The sequence below is a fragment of the Natronorubrum sulfidifaciens JCM 14089 genome, assembly GCF_000337735.1.
Classification (GTDB): domain Archaea; phylum Halobacteriota; class Halobacteria; order Halobacteriales; family Natrialbaceae; genus Natronorubrum; species Natronorubrum sulfidifaciens.
Genome location: NZ_AOHX01000026.1, coordinates 133,171 through 152,130 on the forward strand (window position 1 = coordinate 133,171; position 18,960 = coordinate 152,130).

Sequence of the window (18,960 nt, forward strand, 5' to 3'; positions counted from 1 at the left end):
AAATTCCTATAAGAAAAATCCCGCTGGTAGTGAAGTATTCTGCAAAGTCTATTATGTATCTCGTCTCACTCTACACAGATACGTTGATTCACGGAAGGCAACTTTTGTGAGTCTAACTCTAAGCAGTTATGTGGCTGGTTCTTTTACTTCTTGCTCTTCTAGTTCCTCGTACTTCTCGAGAACCATATCGAAGTATTCGTTGTCCATTACTCGAGGGTTCTGTACGCGGTTGAAATCCTCCAATACGAATTCAGTTTGCTCTCGGTTAAGTCCATAAGCATGGAATGCAGCAGCATCAAGTTCTGCCTGTACTCTTCGGCGTTCTGGTTTCTCATCAGCTGGCTCAATACCACCAAGTCGTTCCCGCATTTCTTCAAACTCATCGCCATAGCAGTTGAGACGAGCAGCCCGCTTCCAAATATACTCAAACCATTGATCGCCTTTAGTTAACCGTGGCATCTTCGATTCTCTCACTTTATATGCAACAATCGTCGTGTCAATTTTTGTCCTCATCAAGTAATCAAACGGGAGTGAATTTAACAATCCCGTAGCTACGAACATCTCCTCAGGAGAGAAAACCGGCTCATATACGCTTTGAAGAGGATATTCCTCTAAATCACTCTCACTTTCTGGTTCAACCAAATGCGGGCGCAGGGTTCTCAGTTTGCTGTGACAAACAACATTGGGGGGGATAACTGATGCAATGAGCGTACGTTCATCGGTTGACCTTGCAATATCTCGGAAGACAATCCGGTACTCAGTACAGTCTAACTTCACGTCCTTCTCGCTCAACGGTTTACCACGAACATCTTCAAGGAGGTCGTTGACAAACTGTTTTTGTGATCCGGTTCCGTTGAACGCCTCGTAGAGTGCTGTTTTAAGGTTCCGTACTTCCTTCTCTCGAATCCGGTTCTTTGCACTTAATTCTGGATTCTTGGCCTCTTCAACACTCCAGAACTCGGGTGGTGAAACTTCGTAGAATTGACTGTCATGAGTAAACTGATAGATATTCTTACCGCCATAAACAGGATAGTCACCTTCTGAGGGTTCTTCTACAAATCGATCTGCATCATAGGTTCGATCAAGTTCTCGATGAATATGGACGTTCCACGCTTCTGAAACTTCTTCGTCAATAGATGGATGTTGTAAAATAGAGTCCAAAACCTCAACTTCAGATACTGTTTCTATGTCTTTTATCGACGACACCTGTGGAAAAATTCCTACCTCTGGTGAATACTCCTTCAAAACTCGACGTGGGATTTCGACAGTTCGTTTTTCGAACTCATCTATAATATCGAGTGATTGCTCAGCGAAAGCACCCTGAACTATGTCCGTTTTTCCAGAGTTTTTGAATGTGAGAATACCGAACCGATAACGGGAGTCAATCCCATCGAATATGCCTTTGTTTTCAAAGTGGAGTATTGATGTGATAGAGGTTTCATCAAGTAAGTGTCGTCGGAGGTCTTTTCCAGATGCACCAGTGAATATCACATTAGGTACAACAAACGAAACGTACCCATCACTGTTTGATAACTTAAATACACGTTCTAAGAACAACGCTGATAATTCATTTTCCGCAGTGACATCTTTTCCATCGACAGTCGGACTTTGAAGTGAATAGTCTTCGGCATTATTAAAATAATCAGCCCGTGCTTGCATTTCCCAATTATACTCTTCCCATCCTTCTTCGATAGACGGATCTTCCAACAGTTTCTCCATCATTTCGTCCTTATCGGATGGCATCCGGGACCGGAAGAGTGGATCATGACGAGAAAAGTAATCATCTCGGTTTGTTCGTAGCACATCCCACGGAGGATTACCGACAACCACGTCAAATCCGCCATCAGCGTAGACCTCTGCGAACTCAAGTACCCAGTGGAATGGGTCAAAGTTTTCAACCTTCTGAGTGCTAATTCCTTCTACACCTGCCGATAGAAACTCGTCTTGAACATCGTCAACGAGTTCATCACGAGCTTTTTGTAAGAGCCTATTTGCCTCTCGACGGTGTTCCTCAGCTTGCTCTCCAGTTATTGCCTCTTCATATGCCTTAATTTCATCTATAATATTTTGGTATCTTGTTCTGACGGTATCTTCGTTGAAGCTCTCAAGGGTATAGAGATCGCCATCGTCCGTCGTCTCAGGAAACCCAGTATATCCGATTAAACTATTTCCTTGCCGTAGGTTGAAGGCAATATTTGGCAACGCTAATTCCTCTTGATCTAGTTTGTCAACATCCGTTTCCTCAAGCTCTGAAATAATTGATAACCAGCACCGAAGTTTGGCAATCTCGACAGCTGGTCCAACAATGTCCACACCGTAGATATTATTTTGAACTGTAACTTTTTTCAGACGATATTCATGAGGATATGACTCATTTTGTGCCCACAATGCCCGTCGAATACCGACAATCTCTTCGAGTACAGAGGTGAGAAAGTGTCCACTTCCACAGGCAGGGTCAACGACACGGAAGTCATTCACCTCATCGAGCATAGCCCCAATTAGATCAAGTGAGGGGGGAACTGCTTCGATGAGTTCATAGACCGTATCGTAGTTCTCGAGTTCTGCTTCAGGCCACCCGCGTTCTTCGATCAGAACGTCTTTCAATCGATCAAATAATGCCGGTCGAACGGTCTGTTCTGCACTAAATCTGGTAATCTCCTTCGGAGTATAGTACGCTCCGAGATCCTTATTCTGGTCGGCGTTATCACCTGTGATGTAGTTGATCGTCTTTTCGAAAACATTCCCAAGCACACTTGGGTCCAGGTCAGTTGGTGAGCCGTCAGCAGAGAAGCTGTAGCCCTCAAGTAGTTCAATGATCGAGATGAGAACGCTGTCTCGAACGTCGAAGTCTTGTTCTTGGAAGGCCTCTCTGTCACCACTTCCGTTGTGACTAATCGAGGGACGGAACAAGCCACCATTGAGATATGGTATGTCATCAAACAGACTGATGTCTTGGATCTGTGGTGGGCGGTCGTCAGGTCGTTTGTTCAGTACGTCGTAGAACAGCTGTTGAACGAAGGACTTGTAGAGCGATTCAGTGTAGAGTCCGTCTTCGTAGGTGTCGAGAATCGTTTTGAGAAGATCGGGACGAACAATGTGCTTGTCTTCGAGGAATTTTATGAAGATCAGCCGGTTCATCAACTCGACTGAGAACAGCCGTGTATCATCGCCCGTCGCACCAGGTGGGGAAACAACTCCATCGTGGATTAGCGACCGCTGGGTCTCTTCTTCCTCGTCTACGATACCGAAGACGTACTGGATGTAATCGTCGTAAAACTCGTCAGTGATCTCCTCTTGTTTCCGTTTGATGACTTGACGGGCTTCTCCTGCGATGGAGACGAAGTTGTGAAACTCGAAGGTTCGAATAAACCGATCCACTTGCTCGAGGTCTGCATCGAAGACAGCCTCTTCGAGCGGCTTCCGCTCACCGACTTGATTCTGAAATAGCGCAAGAAACACCGGCTGAAGATCGATCTCCTCGATGGTGTTGTGGGAATAGGAGTCAGGATCATACCGGATGAACATCCATCGAACCCCATCCGTAGCGAAGCCGAAGTCTGACTCGAACTCACGTTGACTGAGCCAATCGCGAACCTGACCTGCCCCGTGCTCGCGTGAATCGAGTTTCTTGTTAATCGGCTCCGCCTCAATAAGCAAGCGAGTAGAATCTATGTCATCGTAATCGCGCAAGGAGACCGTGTAATCCGCAACCATCGTGCGTCCCCCCGAAAGACCGCCCGCTTCCGTCGCGTATTCGTGTCCAAGTGTGTCGAGGAGCGGCTCAATGACAGCCTGTTGCGTGAACGGTTCGGGTTGAAGCCCGTCCCGTGTCATACTGCCTCTGAGTAGATAGGAGCCGGAGTCTGCTCGCAACATACTCTCGAGCGTATCATCCTTCATCTGCTCACGCAGATTCGAGATTGTCTCGTCGATAACTTCCAGAAGCTCTACTCTGTCTTCTTCATCGACTGTTGTATCGAAAGCCTGCTCAACAAATTCCGTCGCGGCTGAGTTCGCTGATTCTGGAGCCATGATAGGGGTGAGAGATTAGTTGACTGGTGAAATCATCTTAGCAGGCCCCGATAAATATTTGGAAAACGTCACAATCAGACATAAAACTGCTGAGCATAACCAACATCTATTTTATGTTCTAAAACATATAATATGTGATGTTAAAATCCAAAGCCCTTCTCGTGGTTGACGTTCGACAGCTCGCACTGATCTACGAAGAGATGAGCGGGCTGGCTGAGAACGAGGAAGTGCATCGATCCCGCCGAGCTTCCGCAGCCAAGCTAAGAGACGAGTGCGCTACCCTACTCGGTCGCGACGAGTAAACCCTTATTTACTGTACCAACAATTTACTTATATGTTTAGTGAGACGTATGACCATGGAAGAGATTGAAATTGAGCTTACTGAAGAGGAATCTAAGAAAGTCGAAGAATATGCCGAGGAAAATGATTTGACGTTTCAGGAAGCGTTCAAGGAAGTGTTCTGGTTAGGGAAGGAGAAACTCGATATAGAATCTTACTTTTACGATGCCAACCAGACTCAAGTCCTCGCAGCTACTCACATAGCTCAAAGCGATGAGTACGATATTGACGATTTCCACGAGGCGCTTCTTGAGATCAAGAACAACGAATAAGTGACAACCAATAACGGTCTCTCTTTGGTTGTCTATTTCTGGTTGTGATTAGTGACTACACGTTCTGTTGGGCGGAAGCGGCCCATACTCTGTTTTCCTCTTATTGCCCATTCCGCTACCAGAGAGAGGTAACAGGAAAGAGTAGTGAGAGGAACGTCGGAGTGTAGTCGATCGGGATAACGGAAGCGCTGTCACTAATTCGGTAACTGATTAGTGAGATCCGTTTGTCCCCGCTTCTCCCCTGCAGCTTCGCTGCACATCAGCTTAACTGTTTCCTATAAGGTGATTCATACATAGAGGCTGCGTTATTATAGCATACCCGAGTTCGGGCGCAACGTGTCACGCGACACTACTCCTTTTTCAAAACCGCAGTACGGGGCAGTACCGTATCCGCGAAGGGTTCAATTTGAACCGGCAAGAGCTACGCCAAAAAGTCATCAAATGTGTGGTTTGCCGTGATAGGACTTTATAAGCACCTCTACGCCGTCTATGCATTTGCCTTGATCCCGAAAAAGGAAGCCGGTGGAGGGATTTGAACCCTCGACCTAATCCTTACGAAGGATTCGCTCTGCCAGTCTGAGCTACACCGGCACGCCATCGGCCCGTCGCTGTCCGATGCGAGTGCATTCATTCGTAGGACCGATACCAGTCATAAGGATTGCGAATCGGCTCGGTTGTGCGAGTGGCTATCGTGGCCGTCCTTATCGCTCGAGTCGAACGTCCAGACAGACGTTGAGCTCGTGTGGTGCGTACGAACGGACCGTATGCCGGGTTTCGACGCTGACCTCGTACTCGGATTCGGCAGCCGCACGGATCGCACGCTCGCCGGGACCGAAGGGGTCGTCTTCGTGCTGGATGTCGTAGTAGTGGAGCACACAGTCGTCACCCGCGAGGGTAATGGCGGTCTCGAGAAACTCATCGGCGCTGTGGGGGAGGTTCATCACGAGGCGGTCGGCCCACCCCTCGTACTCGGCAGCGACCTCACGGACGTCCGCACAGATCGCCGTCACCCGCTCTTCGACGCCGTTTCGGCTGGCGTTCTCGCGCAGATACTCGATCGCATCCGCGTTGACGTCGACGCCGACACATTCTGCGCCGCGTTTCGCGAAGGGAATCACGAACGGACCGACGCCGGCGAACATGTCGAAGGCCTGGTCACCCTCGCTCACCTGCTCGGCGACCCGATGGCGCTCGGTCGCGAGTCGCGGCGAGAAGTAGACCGCGGCGAGATCCAGCGTGAACTCACAGCCGTACTCGCGGTGGACGACCTCGGTATCCGCGCCCGCGAGCAGGTCCCAGTCGCGGATTCGCGTCTCGCCTTTGACCTTCGATTGCTTGTTCAACACCGTGTCGACGGGCAGATCCGACTCGAGGACGGCGTCGGCGATCTCCCGTGCACGCTCGTCGTCGTCCTCGTCGAGCAAGACCGCTTTGCCGAGTCGCTCGTAAGAGGGGTCGAACCCGAGCACGTCGGCGGGCGTCGTCTGCGTCTCGCGCTCGGGAACGGTCATCGAGACGACCTCGAGCGCGTCCGGAACTGCACCGGGGTCGGTGACCGGCACGTAGAGGCGTCCATCCTCGACAGTCAGTTCGTACTCGTCGTCGATCAGGTCCGCGTCCGCCAGTTCGCGACGCGTCTGCTCCCCCTCCTCGAGCGACACGCGGACACACGGCACTTCCATACCCTCGAAAAGCCGGTCGCCCGCCGTAACGGTGACGTTTCGCGGCGGCCGTGGGAACGGCCTCGAGCCACCGAGCCGGTAAACGGTTTTCAGACTGGCACTGCTAGCGATCCTATGCAGGAACTCACGACCGTAGAGACGGTCCACGAGGAGGGGTCGTGGCTGTTCACGGTTCGAAATCAGTACGGCGAGCAAGAGGAGATCATCCTCGTCCCCTGCGACGGCAGCGTCGAGCAGCACTCGACGAGCAGTCGGTCTGCGGCCGACGACGGCGTTGCGGCGTGGGTCAACCGCTGTACGCACGAAGCACAGCAGTTCGATACGGGACGGGGCGTCCCGATGCGCGACGGCCAACTCATCTGTCCCCGACACGGCTCGATGTTCGATGCGTGTTCGGGCCACTGCGACAACGGCGACGCCGCCGGGACGACGCTCCCCTCAGTCGACATCACCGTCAGCGGCGACGGTACCGTGTATCTCACCGACGACGAACTGACGTTCCTCCACGAGGGCGGCATCAGTGAAGACGACGACGGGCCCGACTCGACCTCTCATATCTCGTTGTGATCGCCGTCTGTACTGGCTTCTGTGTCCGAGGATAGAGATAACCCGAGCGTGCGACCTGCTGTGCTCGGTTAGGTGATCACGAGCGGGTGACTGACCACAGGCGCTCGCAGTCCGTTACAGGAGCTCATCCGGAACCCGCCAGTTGTTGGCGAATCCGGAGGACGATCTGACAGCACGCTTCGGCCGTTCCGAAGCGCAGTCGATGCTATTCGGGGCATGCACTTAAATTTGTTTATTCTAATATAAAAATTAGACTCGGCTAATTACACAATCGGAAACGACCGGGAACGGCTGGCCAGCGAGCATGAGAGGGACCCACTAACGTCCCCTCGAGCCGCTCGAGGACGGGCGGTAGCAGCAAAGACGAGAACGATCATTGGTCCGGTCGTAACGTTCCAGTAGTATAAGCGGAAGACGCCATCGAAGACCGCTATCTGACCGAGGACGATCAGTCGGCCGTGCGTTCCTCGGCGGATGCATGGATATCGCCCACCGTTTCTCGACTGGACTGGACTTTTCCGAGGAGAACAGCCCCGACGTAGAGTGCAACGGCGACGAGGACGATCGTCCCGCCGGCTGTCGCCTCGTACTGAAACGAGAGTGTGATACCCACGAGTACCGCGAGCTCGGCGAGGATAATCGATGCCAGCAACGCTTCCCGGAAGCTTCGGGCGAGCTGGGCCGCGCCGGCGACTGGGACGACCAACATCGCTGCGACGAGGATCACGCCCATGATCTGCATCGCGCCGACGACGACCATTGCAGTGAGCATCGTCATGACGCGATTGTACCAGGGGACGTTGAGGCCGGCGACCCTGGCGGCGGTCTCGTCGAAGGTCACGTACAGCAACTGTTTGTACGTAACCCCGACGACGAGCGTGACGACCAGAAAGAGGCCGATCAGGATCATCGCGTTCGACCGCGAGACCGTGGCAAGATTGCCGAAGAGGTACTGGTTGATCCCGACGGCGAGCCCACCGGCGTTGAGACTGATCAGTACGGCCCCGAGTGCGAACCCGGTCGAGAGGACGATCGCCATCGAGACGTCGTTGTAGGCGTCGGTGACCTCCGAAATCAGCTCGATCGCGAGCGCGGCGATCATCGCGACGACGACGGCGGTGAGATACGGCGAGACACCGACATCGAGGACCGCATTGACGAACAGCCCGACCGCGACGCCGGCGAAGGCCGTGTGTGCGAGCGCGTCACCGATCAGCGCGAGCTGGCGGTGGACGAGGAAGGTTCCGATCAGCGGTGCCATCACGGCGATCAGGATCCCAACCAGAAACGCCCGGTGCATAAAGCCGTACTGGAGCATTTCGATTCCAGTAGCGTTGCCGACGGCTGACAGCAGGTCGCTCCAGCGGTCGATGAGCCAGCCGAGGGCATCGGTCGGCACGCTTGTCACACCGGGAACGCTGACACTATCGACACCCGCGGTCGGCAGCGTCGTCGGTGATGGCGTCATGGCGTCGCCCCCTCCCGTTGCCGGGTATTGATGCCGTAGGCTCGCTCGAGTGCGTCGCTGTCGGCGAACTCCGCCGGCGGGCCGTCGAAGTACAGCTCACGGTTGAGACAGAGGACGCGGTCGGTATGCTCGAGGACGGCCTCAACGTCGTGTTCGACGAGCAGAATGGTCATACCGTCGTCGTTGAGACCGTCGAGCAGGTCGAAGAACGCCCCGACGGACTCGGCGTCGACGCCGACGGTCGGCTCGTCTAAGACGAGCAGGTCGGCCTCGCCGGCGAGCGCCCGTGCGATGTACGCCCGCTGGCGCTGGCCGCCCGAGAGCTTCGTAATCTTCCTCTCGGCGAGGTGGTCGATCCCCACCGTCCGGAGCGCCTCTCGCGTGCGCTCGCGGTCGTCAGAGCCGACTCGGCCGAAACCGACGTGGGGGAACCGTCCCATCAGGACGACTTCCGCGACAGTGATCGGCATCTCCTTCGTGTTCTCGGTGACGTCCTGTGCGACGTAGCCGACGCGGTCGCGGTCGACGAAGGCTCGAGACGGCCGGCCAAATAGCTCGACGATACCCTGATCGGGTGCGTACAGCCCCAAGATCAACTGGAGGAGCGTACTCTTGCCGGAGCCGTTCGGGCCGATCACGCCGACGTACTCTCCTTCCTCGACGGAAAATGTCATGTCCTGGACGACAGGGCTTGCGGTGTACCCGAACGAGACGTCCTCGACTGTTATGTGTGTCATTGTAACATGATTCGGTGTCGTGTGTGGATCGTGTCAGTCGAAGTTGCGCCACTCCTCGCCGAGGTCCGTCTCCTCCGGATCTGCCGCATCGAGGGCGATCTCGAACGTCGGCATGTTGATGTTACGGGCGATGTCGAAGTAGCCCCAACCCTGGTCGACCCACTCGTCTTTCGTCCCGGCGTAGGGCGTCACGGGGTAGTACGCCTCGGCGTCGGTCTCGTCGACCAGCTGCTTTGCCCAGGAGTTGGGTTCGAAGATCGCCGCCCCGATGTACTGGATGTCGTGTTCGGCGATCATGTCCTCTGCGTACTGCATATCACTCGTCCGAACGTCGTCCGAGGCGGCGAGGTTCGCGATCAGCGGCTGGATCGTCGCGCCGTAGCGCTGGCCGAGGTACTCGAAGGCGTTGTGTGCCGCCAGGAAAACGTACTCTCGCTGTGCCCCCTCGAAGATCGCCTCCCACTCGGCGTCCAGTTCGTCTAACTCGCCTTTGAGCTCGTCGGCGTTGTCGGCGAACTCGCCCTCGTGGTCGGGCACGACTTCCGTGAGTCCGTCCGCGATGTTGTCGACTGCCTGCTTTGCCAGCCCCGGGTCGAGCCAGAAGTGAGGGTCTTTGCCGCCCTCGATCTCCTCGTCGTCTTCGACGGTCTCGGCGAGGTCGAGCAGTTCGATTCCCTCTCGGGCGTTGACCAGGTGTGTCCCCGCGTCGTCGTCTTGGACGGTTTCGATCGCTCGATCGGCCCAGGGCTGGAAGTCGGGGCCGACGTGAACGAACGCGTCGGCGTCGACGATGTCCTGTGTGATCGACGGGTCCGGCTCCCAGCCGTGGCCGTGGAGACCGACGGGAACGAGGTTGTCGACCGACAACGACGTTCCGTCGGCGATCTGCCGGGTAAAGTCGTAGAACGTAAAGAACGACGCGACTGCCACGTTCTGGTCGTCGTCCTCCGAGGCATCCCCGAAACACCCGGCTAACCCGGTCGTGAGCGCTCCCGCACCGAGAGCCGCGAATTTCCTTCGCGATACGCTTCGTGGTCCGTTCCCGTTAGGTGGGTCGGATCTCATACTACTCCGTTAGAGAAGTCTCCATTTGAATTTTTGGTTTCTAAATTATAGATTAGCCTTATCTAATAGCCTCCTCTCCTTATCGTGACGTCGCTCGAGCACTGACGTGCCGTGCGATCTTGGTCGGTATCGAGACGGAGTCGTCGGCGTCGTCGGGAACGACTTCGAGGATACCGACCGCCGTCACCGCCTCGAGGTATAGCTCCGTCCCCGGCTCGAGTCCGTGCTCGAACAGGTACTCACGAACGTCGTGGTCACGGTCGGGGACTTGAGCAACGACAACGGTCTCACCGGCTTCGTATTCGGTCAGTGGAGTCTGTACTGACTCCTCGCTGACGGTCAGCGCAGTGTCCGGAATCGGATCACCATGGGGATCTGTCGTGGGATCGTCGAGAAACGTCGCCAACCGCGTGGCGAACTCGTCGCTGACGTGATGCTCGAGCCGGTCCGCTTCCTCGTGTACGTCGGTCCACCGATAGTCGAGATGGTCCGTCAGAAACGTTTCCAGCAGTCGATGTTTCCGCACTAGTGTCGTGACGATCTCCTCGCCGTCACCGGTCAGTTCGACGCCCTTGTACGGTGTATGCTCGAGGAGTCCTCGTTCATCGAGTGTGTCGATCATACTCGAGACGGAGGCGGACGTAACCCCAATCTCGTCAGCGATTTCGACGGTTCGGATCGGGCGTGCATGCTCAGTCTCGAGGGTAGAGATCGCTTTCAGATACTCCTCTGCGATCGGACTGAGGTCCATCAGCTAGCAAGTGTAGTCCTAATTGTTAATAAGTTTGTGGATTAAAACACTAATATTAGCCTAGTCTAATTATCCTCACGGACGCGAAGACAGCATCGAGTTCGTCCACTCCCGGCTGTGATCTCGAATCTGACATCGACAACTGTTCACACGGCTACCCGGAGGTACTGACGCCGGAGGGGTCCGACCTATCGGTGTTTCACCAAGGGACGATGATCGATTCTCCTGGAGCCCACCCGGTTCGGATGGCGATTGGATTCGGAGCCCCAACTCGAAACGTTATAGCACGTGCTGGCGCTAGGCCCGCCATGCTCACCTTCATCGGTCTCGGCCTCTACGACGAACGATCGATCACCGTCGAGGGCCAGGAGGCGCTTCGCAACGCCGACCGCGCCTACGCCGAGTTCTACACCAGTAACCTGATCGGGACGACCGTCGACGACCTCGAGGCCCACCACGACGTCGACATCGAGGTTCGCGACCGCGCGGGCGTCGAACAACACCCCGAGGACATCCTCGCGGCGGCCGAAGCCGAGAACGTCGCCTTCCTCACCGCGGGCGATACGATGATCTCGACGACCCACGTCGACCTTCGGTTGCGCGCCCACGAGCGCGGTATCGAGACGCGGGTGATCCACGGCGTCACAGCTCAGACGGCCACGAGTGCGCTAACCGGACTCCAGAACTATCGCTTCGGGAAGGCGACGACGCTGCCGTTCCCCTATGCACACGGCGCTGACGGGCTTCCCGCGAGCGTAACGAGAACGATCGACGACAACCGCGAGGACGGCCTGCACACCGTCGTCTATCTCGACATCAAAGTGGACAACGACGCCGCGACGAACCGTCTCGAGGGAGACGAGACGGTTGAAGAGTACATGACTGCCGACGTGGCCGCGGACCTACTCGCCGAGGAGTACCCCGACCTCGTCGGCGTCGTCGTCGCCCGCGCGGGCAGCCCGGACCCGCTCGTCGAGGCCGATACGATGACCGCCCTCGCCAAGCGCGAGTTCGGCGACCCGCTGCACCTGCTCGTCGTTCCTGGCGACTGTCACTTGCTCGAGGCCGACGCGCTGGTCGAACTCGCCGGCGTCGATCGAGCCGATCTCGACGTCGTCTGAGCCGAACAACCGTTCGACCGAGCGGTTTTCAGGCCAGATCGACCGGAACGGAGCCGATTCTGAACGCGCCAAAAACAGTCGTGAACGGCGCTTAACACCCCACTAAGCGATTGTATCTAATTTTGGGAGTGGCGAGTTCGGGTGACAGTCAGTTTAACGACTCTATTAACAAGTACACCGGCTGGGACGACTCCGGTAAGGATGAACGACGAACGCAACTCGAGCGATGGGCGCTCTCGACGATGGCTGTTGACCACGGCCGGAGTGACATCGGCTGCGCTGGCGGGCTGTACGGACTTCCTCTCGGAGGCGGACTCCGTGGCGGATGGAGTTACCTCACAGGGCGGTGACGACGAGAGCGGCGCTGGCGCCGCCAGCGGCTCGATTCGCTGGCCCGCGATCGACGAGGGCGAATCGCTCTCCGACTTCGAGGATCTCAACGAGTGGAACGCCTGGAAGACCGACCTCTCAGCTGCGCCGGACGAGGCGCGGATCGGCACGCAGGCGGCCGTCATCGAGAGCGACGAGCGAGAAGCCAGTATCAACCTCCGCTTCCCCGACGGGCTCGACCTCCGTGAGTGGGACACATCGCTTGCGGTCAAGCCGGAAAACGCAACCCGGATCGTCGTCGAATTCCTCGCACCGGATCGAGAGGCACGACTCAACACCGTTCGAACGATTCCCGACGAGTTCGACGGCTGGTTCCGCCTCGACTGTGGCTACGAGCACAAGCCGGAGGGCGAGCCGGATCTGTCGAACGTCACCCGCATCAACATCGTGGCGGTGGGGCCAGAAGACGGGAAAACGAGAGTGCTCGTCGACGACCTCCGTCGAACCACGGGAGCCGACAACGGCAAAGCGATTCTGGCGTTCTACGGCGGCCACGACTCCCACTACGACATCGCCGCGGAGCTGCTCGAAGAACGCGGCTGGGCGGCGGCAGCCGCTATCAGCCCCGACCGAATCGGTGATCAGGGTCGGATGGGACAGCGCCAACTCCACGAGCTTCAGGATCGTGGCTGGGACATCTGCTCGTATCCGCGTGTCTCGATGGCCCTGCCGGAGATGCCCGAAAGCCGACAGCAACAGGTCCTCGAGACCAACCGCGATCTACTCGAGTCGGCGGGCTTCGAAGACGGCGCACGACATCTGTTTATCCCCGAGGACCGAATGGATGCGACGACCAACGAACTCATCAGGGACGTCTACGACTCGGCCTTTCTCTTTGGTTCCTGTACGGCCGGCATCCCTCCGACCGGGATGCACACGATCCCGCTGATCTGGGGGCCTGCGCTTCACAACGGCGTGCGTCGCCACATCAACCTCGCCGATCAGTATCAGGTCCTCACCGTGCTTCGAATCCCGCGGATCGTCGATGAGGAGGACGTCCACCCCGACGCGAACCGGATGTCGCTCGATGACTTCGAACACCTACTCAACCACCTCGAGCACCGCGGACTCGACGTCATCACACCGTCGGATCTCGTCGACGGGACGTTCGAGAGCGACGACGACGGTGACGAGACGTTTAATGACGGTCGGCCGGAGGGGACGATCCTCGAGGCAGGCCAATCCCACGCGTTCGAAGGGTCGGGATCGTCCGAGTCGCTGACGATCGACCTCGACGACGGCGTTCTCAGTGCGAGTTTCTCTCACAACGGCGACGGCGACTTTACCGTCGATCTGATCGCGACGGGCGACGGTCGCGACGACTCGCTGGTGACCACGTCCGGGATCACCGCCGGCGAGTCGATCGCCGCGGTCGAAAGCGGAACGTACCGACTCGAGGTCGACACGGACAGCACGTGGTCGATCGACCTCTATCAACCCGAGGTGCACGCCGACGACCTCGACTCGCTCCCGGTCGAGGCACGCGGCTCGGGGTCGGGCTTCGTCGGCCCGATCTGGACCGACAGCGACGTCAGACTCGAGGTGACCCACGACGGCGACGGCGACTTCATCGTCGACGGCTACGGTGCCGACGGCAGCATGGAGTCGATCGTCAACCAGACCGGCACGGTCGACAACTCGCGATCGTACCGCGCCGGTGGGGCCGTCTGGCTCAACATCGAAGCCACCGGTGACTGGACGCTCGAGGTCACCGACAGCTGAGCGAACTGCTCACCCCTCGAGCACCGTCTCGAGTCGGTCCAGAAACTCGCCGGGCACCTCGAGGTGTGGCGTGTGGCCTGTGTTGGCGAAGACGACCTCCTCGAACTCGCCGCCAGCGTCGGCGTAGGACTCGAGGACGGCCCGCGTCTGGTCGACCATCGGCTGGGGCGGGAAAACGTCCTCGCCGGGCCACTCCGGCATCGCACCCATCTCACCCAGCGTGCCCGCGTCGAACAGCGACTCGTTGGAGACGATCTGATCCGACGCGCCGCGAATCCAGGTGATCGGTGGTTTCCGGTCGGGGTCGATTTCGGTGATCGACTCGAGCGAGCAGTACTTCGGCGAAATCGCGTTGTTGACGCCAGTGTCGCCCGGCGCGACGCCGGGCCAGTTCTCGCTCGGCGTCGCGTCGCCCGGATAGTTCTCGTCGCCGGTGGCCGTATCGAGCATGCCGGTCAGATACGATTCCTCCCGCTCCGCGTCGAACTCGTGAGTCGGATTGACGTAGTACGTTCGCAACACCTTTCGCGGGGACGACTCCCCACCCTCGCTGCGGTCGCGGTCCGCGAGGCCGGCGACGAACTCGTCGTTACCGAGGCCGCCGCCGGAGCCGGCGTAATCGTCGAAACAGGGCGTTCCCTCGAGGTCTTTCGTTCCGCCGAAGCCATAGGGCGAGAGCGGGTTGATGAGGACGAGCGAGTCGACCGCGTCGGGATTATCGATCGTGTATCGCATCGCGACCCCGCCACCGTTCGACCAGCCGACGAGCGTCAGCGGCGGGTCGGGCTCGAGGTCGGCGAGCAGCGCCTGAAGATCGCCCGCGAAATCGCCGAGCCCGTTCGTCGCATCGACTGGCTTTCGCTCCGAATCGCCGTACCCTCGCAGGTCGGGGGCGATCGCCCGATACCGGGCTGGCAGATTGGCCACGAGATCCTCGAAAAACCGCGAGGAAGAGACGTTGCCGTGGAGGAAGACGACGGTGCCATCTATTTCGGTCGACTCGCTTTGGCCACCCGACTCGAGGAGATGCGTCTCGAGTCGGTCGGTGTCGATGATACGTGAGCTGACGCCAGCGAGGGTGTCGTCTCGAGTCATGGGCAGGCGCTACCACGTGGCCCGTTATAACTGTAAGCCGGCTGACTGTCAGCGCAGTTAGACTGGTTGAAAAACGACCGCAGCGACGACCGATTCTGACCGTGGTGACGCGGTGTCTTACAGTCGGTCGACGATCGCGTCCGTCACGTCCGCCGTCGAGGCGTCGCCGCCCAGATCAGCCGTTCGTGGGCCCTCCTCGAGCGTGGCCTCGACGGCTTCGTTGATGGCGTCGGCGGCCTCGTCGTAACCGAGGTACTCGACCATCATCGCGGCGGAGATGATCGCCGCGGCCGGGTTCGCGACGCCCTCGCCGGCGATGTCGGGTGCGGTGCCGTGGACGGGTTCGAACAGGGCGCGCTCGGTGCCGACGTTGGCGCTGGGCAGGAGGCCGAGCCCGCCGACGAGACCGGCTGCGAGGTCCGAGAGGACGTCGCCCGCGAGGTTCGGACAGACGACGACGTCGAACTGCTCGGGGTCGAGACAGACGTGCGTCGCGAAGGCGTCCATCAGCACTTCATCAGTCTCGACGCCGTGCTCGTCGGCGACCTCGGCGACGGTATCGCGGAACAGGCCGTCGGTCTCGCGCATGACGTTTGCCTTGTGGACGATCGTGAAGCCGTCGTGGTCGTCTGTGTCGACGTAGTCACAGGCGAACTCGGCGAGCTCTCTCGAGGCAGACTCGGTGACGACGCGGGTCAGCGTCGAGACGTCGTCGGTCAGGCGGTCCTCGTGGCCCGAGTAGACGCCCTCCGTGTTCTCTCGCAGGAAGACCAGATCCGTCTCGGGACGGACGGCGTCGATGCCGGGATACGCCTTCGCGGGTCGGATGTTGACGAACGAGCCGACTGCATCCCGAAGCGGCAGAATGACGTCGGCCGCCGTCTCGCCGGCCGCACCGAACAGCGTCGCGTCGGCCGAGGCCGCCAGCTCGTAGGTCTCCTCGGGCAGCGCCTCGCCGGTTGCTTCTTTGACCGCGTCGCCAGCGTCGGCTTCGACGAACTCGAAGTCGATGTCGAGCGCCTCGAGGACCTCGATCGCGGCTGGTGTGACTTCCTGTCCGATTCCGTCGCCAGGGATGACGGCGATTTCGTGAGTCATGTCTGCATCTCTCTGGGGGTGAGAAAAGAGGGTATCGATACGGGCGACGCTCAACAGTCGTACTCGAGTCGCTCGTAGACTGTCGGCTCGCCGACCGGGCCATCAGGATCGACGGGCTGTTCGACAAGCGAAATAGTCAGCGAGTCGACCTCGCGGTCCGTCCGTTCACAGAGGGATGCGGCCGCCGATTCGTACTGCGTTTCGCCGGCGTAGCGCAGGTCCATCCCGTAGCGTTTCCAGAGCGTGCTCGGATACGTCTCCGCGGCGGTCGGCGGCCGATCGAGGCGTGCGTTGGCCACGTCGACAGTCTCGCCGGACTCGAGGGTCCCCTCGATGGCGTACCAGCTGTGTGCTGACGGCGGAGTCGGTGCGAAAAACGTCCAGCCCGCCTCGTCGAGTTCACCCTCCACCGCCGGCGTGTCGACGACGCCGATTCCAGCCGCCTGCCAGAGCAGACTCGAGAGCAGCAGACACGCGACGAGCCCGGAGACGACGAGTCGACGACCGCGTCCGAGACGAGACGGCGCGTCGTCTTCCACCGTGTTCGCGGGCGCGTCGTCACCGTCTCCCGCCGAGCGAGCGCCGAGCCGGTTTTCGAGGTCGAACGCAACGAGGAGCCGCTCGAGCCGATCCCAGACGCCCGGCGGGAGAAACACCAGCAGGCCAGCGATCATGACGAACGGAAACACACCCAACCGCATCGTCGCCGCCATCCCGAGGTGTGTCGCGACGAACGCCGCCACGAGCGCGATGCGACGTCGGCCGGTGACGACGAGCAACAGCGCACCGGCGGTCAACACGGCCGTCCAGAGCCAATTGGTCGCGGCGAGTGCCGTCGGGTACGCCGACAGCGCCGGTCCAAGCAGCGTGAGATACTGGTTCAACTGAAAGATCTGCTGGACCGCCGTGCCGTCCATCCACGGCTCGCTCTGAAACTTGAGCACCGCGTTCGTCACGTAGATGGCCACGAAGTGGATCAGGATCGCCGCCGTTGCGATCGAGCACACGCGACGACCGTGAGGGTCGGGCTGGCGACGGGCCTCGAGCGACCACCGGGCCTCGAGCGGGAGGAACAGGCCAAAGAGCAGGAAGCTAAGCAGGATCGTGTCACCGCCGTTAACCAGATGTGGATTTCGGGCGTGCAGCGACGCGAAGAGGACGAGTGAGCCAAGCGTCGCGAGGCGGGTTCGGTAGCCGACGAGCAAGAGGAGTGCGAACCCGCCGGCGATCGCGAACAACACCGCCTGGAACCACGCCGCCCCGGACAGCGCGTGGATCGACACCCGCCCGACCGTCGGATACGCTTCCAGCAGTGTCGACCGCGGAAAGACGCCCGCATCGGTGTAGAACGTGTCCAGCCCCGGCAACCGGAGGAGTGCGAGATCGGCGAGCAAGAGCACGCCGAGTGTGATCCGGAACGCACCGAGGGCCCGCTGGTCGATGCCAAGACGCGACTCGAGGACCGCTCGGAACGACTCGAGACCACTCGAGCGTCGCCGCTGGGTCGGTGTTCGATCAGTGGGAGGGCCTGTCATCGTAGGGAGCTGTCGAAGTGTCCCAGGGTTGTCAACAGTACTATAAGTGTTTTCTCCCTTTCGACGGCGACAGATGTGAAACCGTATCGCGGGGCAACCCCGCCGAGATCGCGGCTACGACGGTTTCAGGGGCTGCTAACGCTGGACGTGATCCCCACCGCATCGGCGATCGCGCGCCGTTTGAGCAACACGAACCCGAGGGCGACGAGGGCGAACCCAGCGATGGTCGCCACACCGATCGACTCACCGAGCAGGAAGACGCCCGCCACTGTCGCGACGATCGGGACCACGTACGCGACCAGCGCCGCCTCGAACGCGCCGTGTTGCTCGAGAATCCGGAAGTAGATGAAAAAGGCAATCGCCGTCGAGAAGACGCCGAGGTAGACCAGCATGACGAGCGCCATCGGAGCGACCGCGTCGGCGGTCGGGAACTCACCGAGCAGCAGGCTGCCAGCGTGTAAGACGAGTCCACCGACGAGCATCGACCAGCCGACGAGCGGGACCCGTTCGATCGTTGGTGCGGCCCGCTGGACAACCACGCCGCCGAGGGCGACGCTGACGACCTGGCCGATGACAAGCAGTCGTGCGACGGTGTCACCTGCAAGCAGGTTAGCCGGGTCCGGCTGGACGACGAGTCCGATGCCGAGAAAGCCGACCGCAGCGCCAACGGCCCCGACCGCAGAGAGCCGCTCACCGAGCAACAGGATCGCCCACAGGGCCGTAATGATCGGAACCAACCCCTGCAAGATGGCGGCGACGCCGCTGGGGACGGTCTGCTGGCCGATGAACAACAGGCCGTTGCCAGCGACGAGAAAGAGTCCACCGCCCGCGATTGCAACGAGGTTGTTCCACCCGGTGGGTCGCCAGTCGTCGGTCAGCACGACGGCCGCCGCCAACAGCAAGACGGCTGCGATATCGTACCGGAAGGCCGCAAACAGCAACGGCGGGAGATACTCGAGCCCGACCGAAATCGCCGGGAAGGAAAGCCCCCACAGCACGGCGAGGAGCAGAAAGAGCGAGACATCGAGGGCACGGGACATACAGTCTATTGGGGCGAATCTCCGAAAGCGCTGGCGGTTTCGGAAC

General features: G+C 59.0%; 14 protein-coding genes and 1 tRNA gene. 4 read left to right on the plus strand and 11 right to left on the minus strand.

Annotated elements, in window-relative coordinates; genetic code table 11:
* Positions 1-126 precede the first annotated feature (126 nt).
* The gene (locus tag C495_RS03780; protein ID WP_008160175.1) at positions 127-4,032 is read right to left on the minus strand and encodes an Eco57I restriction-modification methylase domain-containing protein; all 3,906 of its coding nucleotides are present in this window, start codon (positions 4,030-4,032) and stop codon (positions 127-129) included.
* A 356-nt stretch (positions 4,033-4,388) separates the two neighbouring features.
* On the opposite strand from C495_RS03780, the gene C495_RS03785 reads away from it, so the two are divergent.
* Positions 4,389-4,643: a hypothetical protein gene (locus tag C495_RS03785; protein ID WP_049890132.1), complete on the plus strand. Its 255-nt coding sequence runs from the start codon at positions 4,389-4,391 to the stop codon at positions 4,641-4,643.
* Between the two features lie 517 nt (positions 4,644-5,160).
* Here the strand turns inward: C495_RS03785 and C495_RS03790 are convergent.
* Together C495_RS03790 and C495_RS03795 are read right to left on the minus strand one after the other, a co-directional pair.
* Positions 5,161-5,234: transfer RNA gene (locus tag C495_RS03790), tRNA-Thr, on the minus strand.
* A 110-nt stretch (positions 5,235-5,344) separates the two neighbouring features.
* Complete coding sequence (locus C495_RS03795; RefSeq protein WP_008160179.1) at positions 5,345-6,325, minus strand: class I SAM-dependent methyltransferase; 981 nt, start codon at positions 6,323-6,325, stop codon at positions 5,345-5,347.
* A gap of 114 nt (positions 6,326-6,439) precedes the next feature.
* Here C495_RS03795 and C495_RS03800 point away from each other — a divergent pair, with 114 nt between their 5' ends.
* Entirely contained in the window at positions 6,440-6,892 is a 453-nt protein-coding gene (locus C495_RS03800) for a Rieske (2Fe-2S) protein (RefSeq protein ID WP_008160181.1), read from the plus strand.
* 448 nt (positions 6,893-7,340) lie between these two features.
* Here C495_RS03800 and C495_RS03805 read toward each other — a convergent pair whose 3' ends face one another.
* The 4 genes from C495_RS03805 to C495_RS03820 form a co-directional block, all read right to left on the minus strand.
* Complete coding sequence (locus C495_RS03805; protein ID WP_008160183.1) at positions 7,341-8,360, minus strand: metal ABC transporter permease; 1,020 nt, start codon at positions 8,358-8,360, stop codon at positions 7,341-7,343.
* Positions 8,357-9,097, minus strand: coding sequence for a metal ABC transporter ATP-binding protein (locus C495_RS03810; protein ID WP_008160185.1), 741 nt, complete (start codon positions 9,095-9,097; stop codon positions 8,357-8,359). Before C495_RS03810 ends, C495_RS03805 begins: the two co-directional genes overlap by 4 nt.
* 33 nt (positions 9,098-9,130) lie before the next feature.
* Complete coding sequence (locus tag C495_RS03815; protein WP_049890133.1) at positions 9,131-10,162, minus strand: metal ABC transporter solute-binding protein, Zn/Mn family; 1,032 nt, start codon at positions 10,160-10,162, stop codon at positions 9,131-9,133.
* 79 nt (positions 10,163-10,241) lie between these two features.
* The gene (locus tag C495_RS03820; protein ID WP_008160189.1) at positions 10,242-10,913 is read right to left on the minus strand and encodes a metal-dependent transcriptional regulator; all 672 of its coding nucleotides are present in this window, start codon (positions 10,911-10,913) and stop codon (positions 10,242-10,244) included.
* Positions 10,914-11,221: 308 nt separating this feature from the next.
* Between C495_RS03820 and dph5 the strand changes: the two genes are divergently transcribed.
* Both dph5 and C495_RS03830 read left to right on the plus strand, forming a co-directional pair.
* Positions 11,222-12,034 carry a diphthine synthase gene (gene dph5 / locus C495_RS03825; RefSeq protein WP_008160190.1) on the plus strand — a complete coding sequence of 271 codons (813 nt, stop codon included), beginning with the start codon at positions 11,222-11,224 and terminating at the stop codon, positions 12,032-12,034.
* A gap of 201 nt (positions 12,035-12,235) precedes the next feature.
* Entirely contained in the window at positions 12,236-14,146 is a 1,911-nt protein-coding gene (locus tag C495_RS03830; RefSeq protein WP_008160192.1) for a polysaccharide deacetylase family protein, read from the plus strand.
* A 9-nt stretch (positions 14,147-14,155) separates the two neighbouring features.
* Here the strand turns inward: C495_RS03830 and C495_RS03835 are convergent, their stop codons facing one another.
* The 4 genes from C495_RS03835 to C495_RS03850 all read right to left on the minus strand — a co-directional run bounded on the left by C495_RS03835 (position 14,156) and on the right by C495_RS03850 (position 18,914).
* A complete protein-coding gene (locus C495_RS03835) occupies positions 14,156-15,241 on the minus strand; it encodes an alpha/beta fold hydrolase (protein ID WP_008160193.1) in 1,086 nt (361 codons plus the stop codon).
* A gap of 117 nt (positions 15,242-15,358) precedes the next feature.
* Positions 15,359-16,339 carry an isocitrate/isopropylmalate family dehydrogenase gene (locus tag C495_RS03840; protein ID WP_008160196.1) on the minus strand — a complete coding sequence of 327 codons (981 nt, stop codon included), beginning with the start codon at positions 16,337-16,339 and terminating at the stop codon, positions 15,359-15,361.
* Positions 16,340-16,389: 50 nt separating this feature from the next.
* A complete protein-coding gene (locus C495_RS03845; RefSeq protein ID WP_008160197.1) occupies positions 16,390-17,874 on the minus strand; it encodes an HTTM domain-containing protein in 1,485 nt (494 codons plus the stop codon).
* A 125-nt stretch (positions 17,875-17,999) separates the two neighbouring features.
* A complete protein-coding gene (locus tag C495_RS03850) occupies positions 18,000-18,914 on the minus strand; it encodes a DMT family transporter (RefSeq protein ID WP_008160198.1) in 915 nt (304 codons plus the stop codon).
* Positions 18,915-18,960 lie beyond the last annotated feature (46 nt).

Coding starts and splice junctions, on each gene's coding strand:
- C495_RS03810 (WP_008160185.1), bottom strand. CDS start 9,097: ATGACACACATAACAGTCGAGGACGTCTCGTTCGGGTACACCGCAAGC.
- C495_RS03805 (WP_008160183.1), bottom strand. CDS start 8,360: ATGACGCCATCACCGACGACGCTGCCGACCGCGGGTGTCGATAGTGTC.
- dph5 (WP_008160190.1), top strand. CDS start 11,222: ATGCTCACCTTCATCGGTCTCGGCCTCTACGACGAACGATCGATCACC.
- C495_RS03820 (WP_008160189.1), bottom strand. CDS start 10,913: ATGGACCTCAGTCCGATCGCAGAGGAGTATCTGAAAGCGATCTCTACC.
- C495_RS03815 (WP_049890133.1), bottom strand. CDS start 10,162: ATGAGATCCGACCCACCTAACGGGAACGGACCACGAAGCGTATCGCGA.
- C495_RS03850 (WP_008160198.1), bottom strand. CDS start 18,914: ATGTCCCGTGCCCTCGATGTCTCGCTCTTTCTGCTCCTCGCCGTGCTG.
- C495_RS03830 (WP_008160192.1), top strand. CDS start 12,236: ATGAACGACGAACGCAACTCGAGCGATGGGCGCTCTCGACGATGGCTG.
- C495_RS03800 (WP_008160181.1), top strand. CDS start 6,440: ATGCAGGAACTCACGACCGTAGAGACGGTCCACGAGGAGGGGTCGTGG.
- C495_RS03785 (WP_049890132.1), top strand. CDS start 4,389: ATGGAAGAGATTGAAATTGAGCTTACTGAAGAGGAATCTAAGAAAGTC.
- C495_RS03795 (WP_008160179.1), bottom strand. CDS start 6,325: ATGGAAGTGCCGTGTGTCCGCGTGTCGCTCGAGGAGGGGGAGCAGACG.
- C495_RS03845 (WP_008160197.1), bottom strand. CDS start 17,874: ATGACAGGCCCTCCCACTGATCGAACACCGACCCAGCGGCGACGCTCG.
- C495_RS03835 (WP_008160193.1), bottom strand. CDS start 15,241: ATGACTCGAGACGACACCCTCGCTGGCGTCAGCTCACGTATCATCGAC.
- C495_RS03840 (WP_008160196.1), bottom strand. CDS start 16,339: ATGACTCACGAAATCGCCGTCATCCCTGGCGACGGAATCGGACAGGAA.
- C495_RS03780 (WP_008160175.1), bottom strand. CDS start 4,032: ATGGCTCCAGAATCAGCGAACTCAGCCGCGACGGAATTTGTTGAGCAG.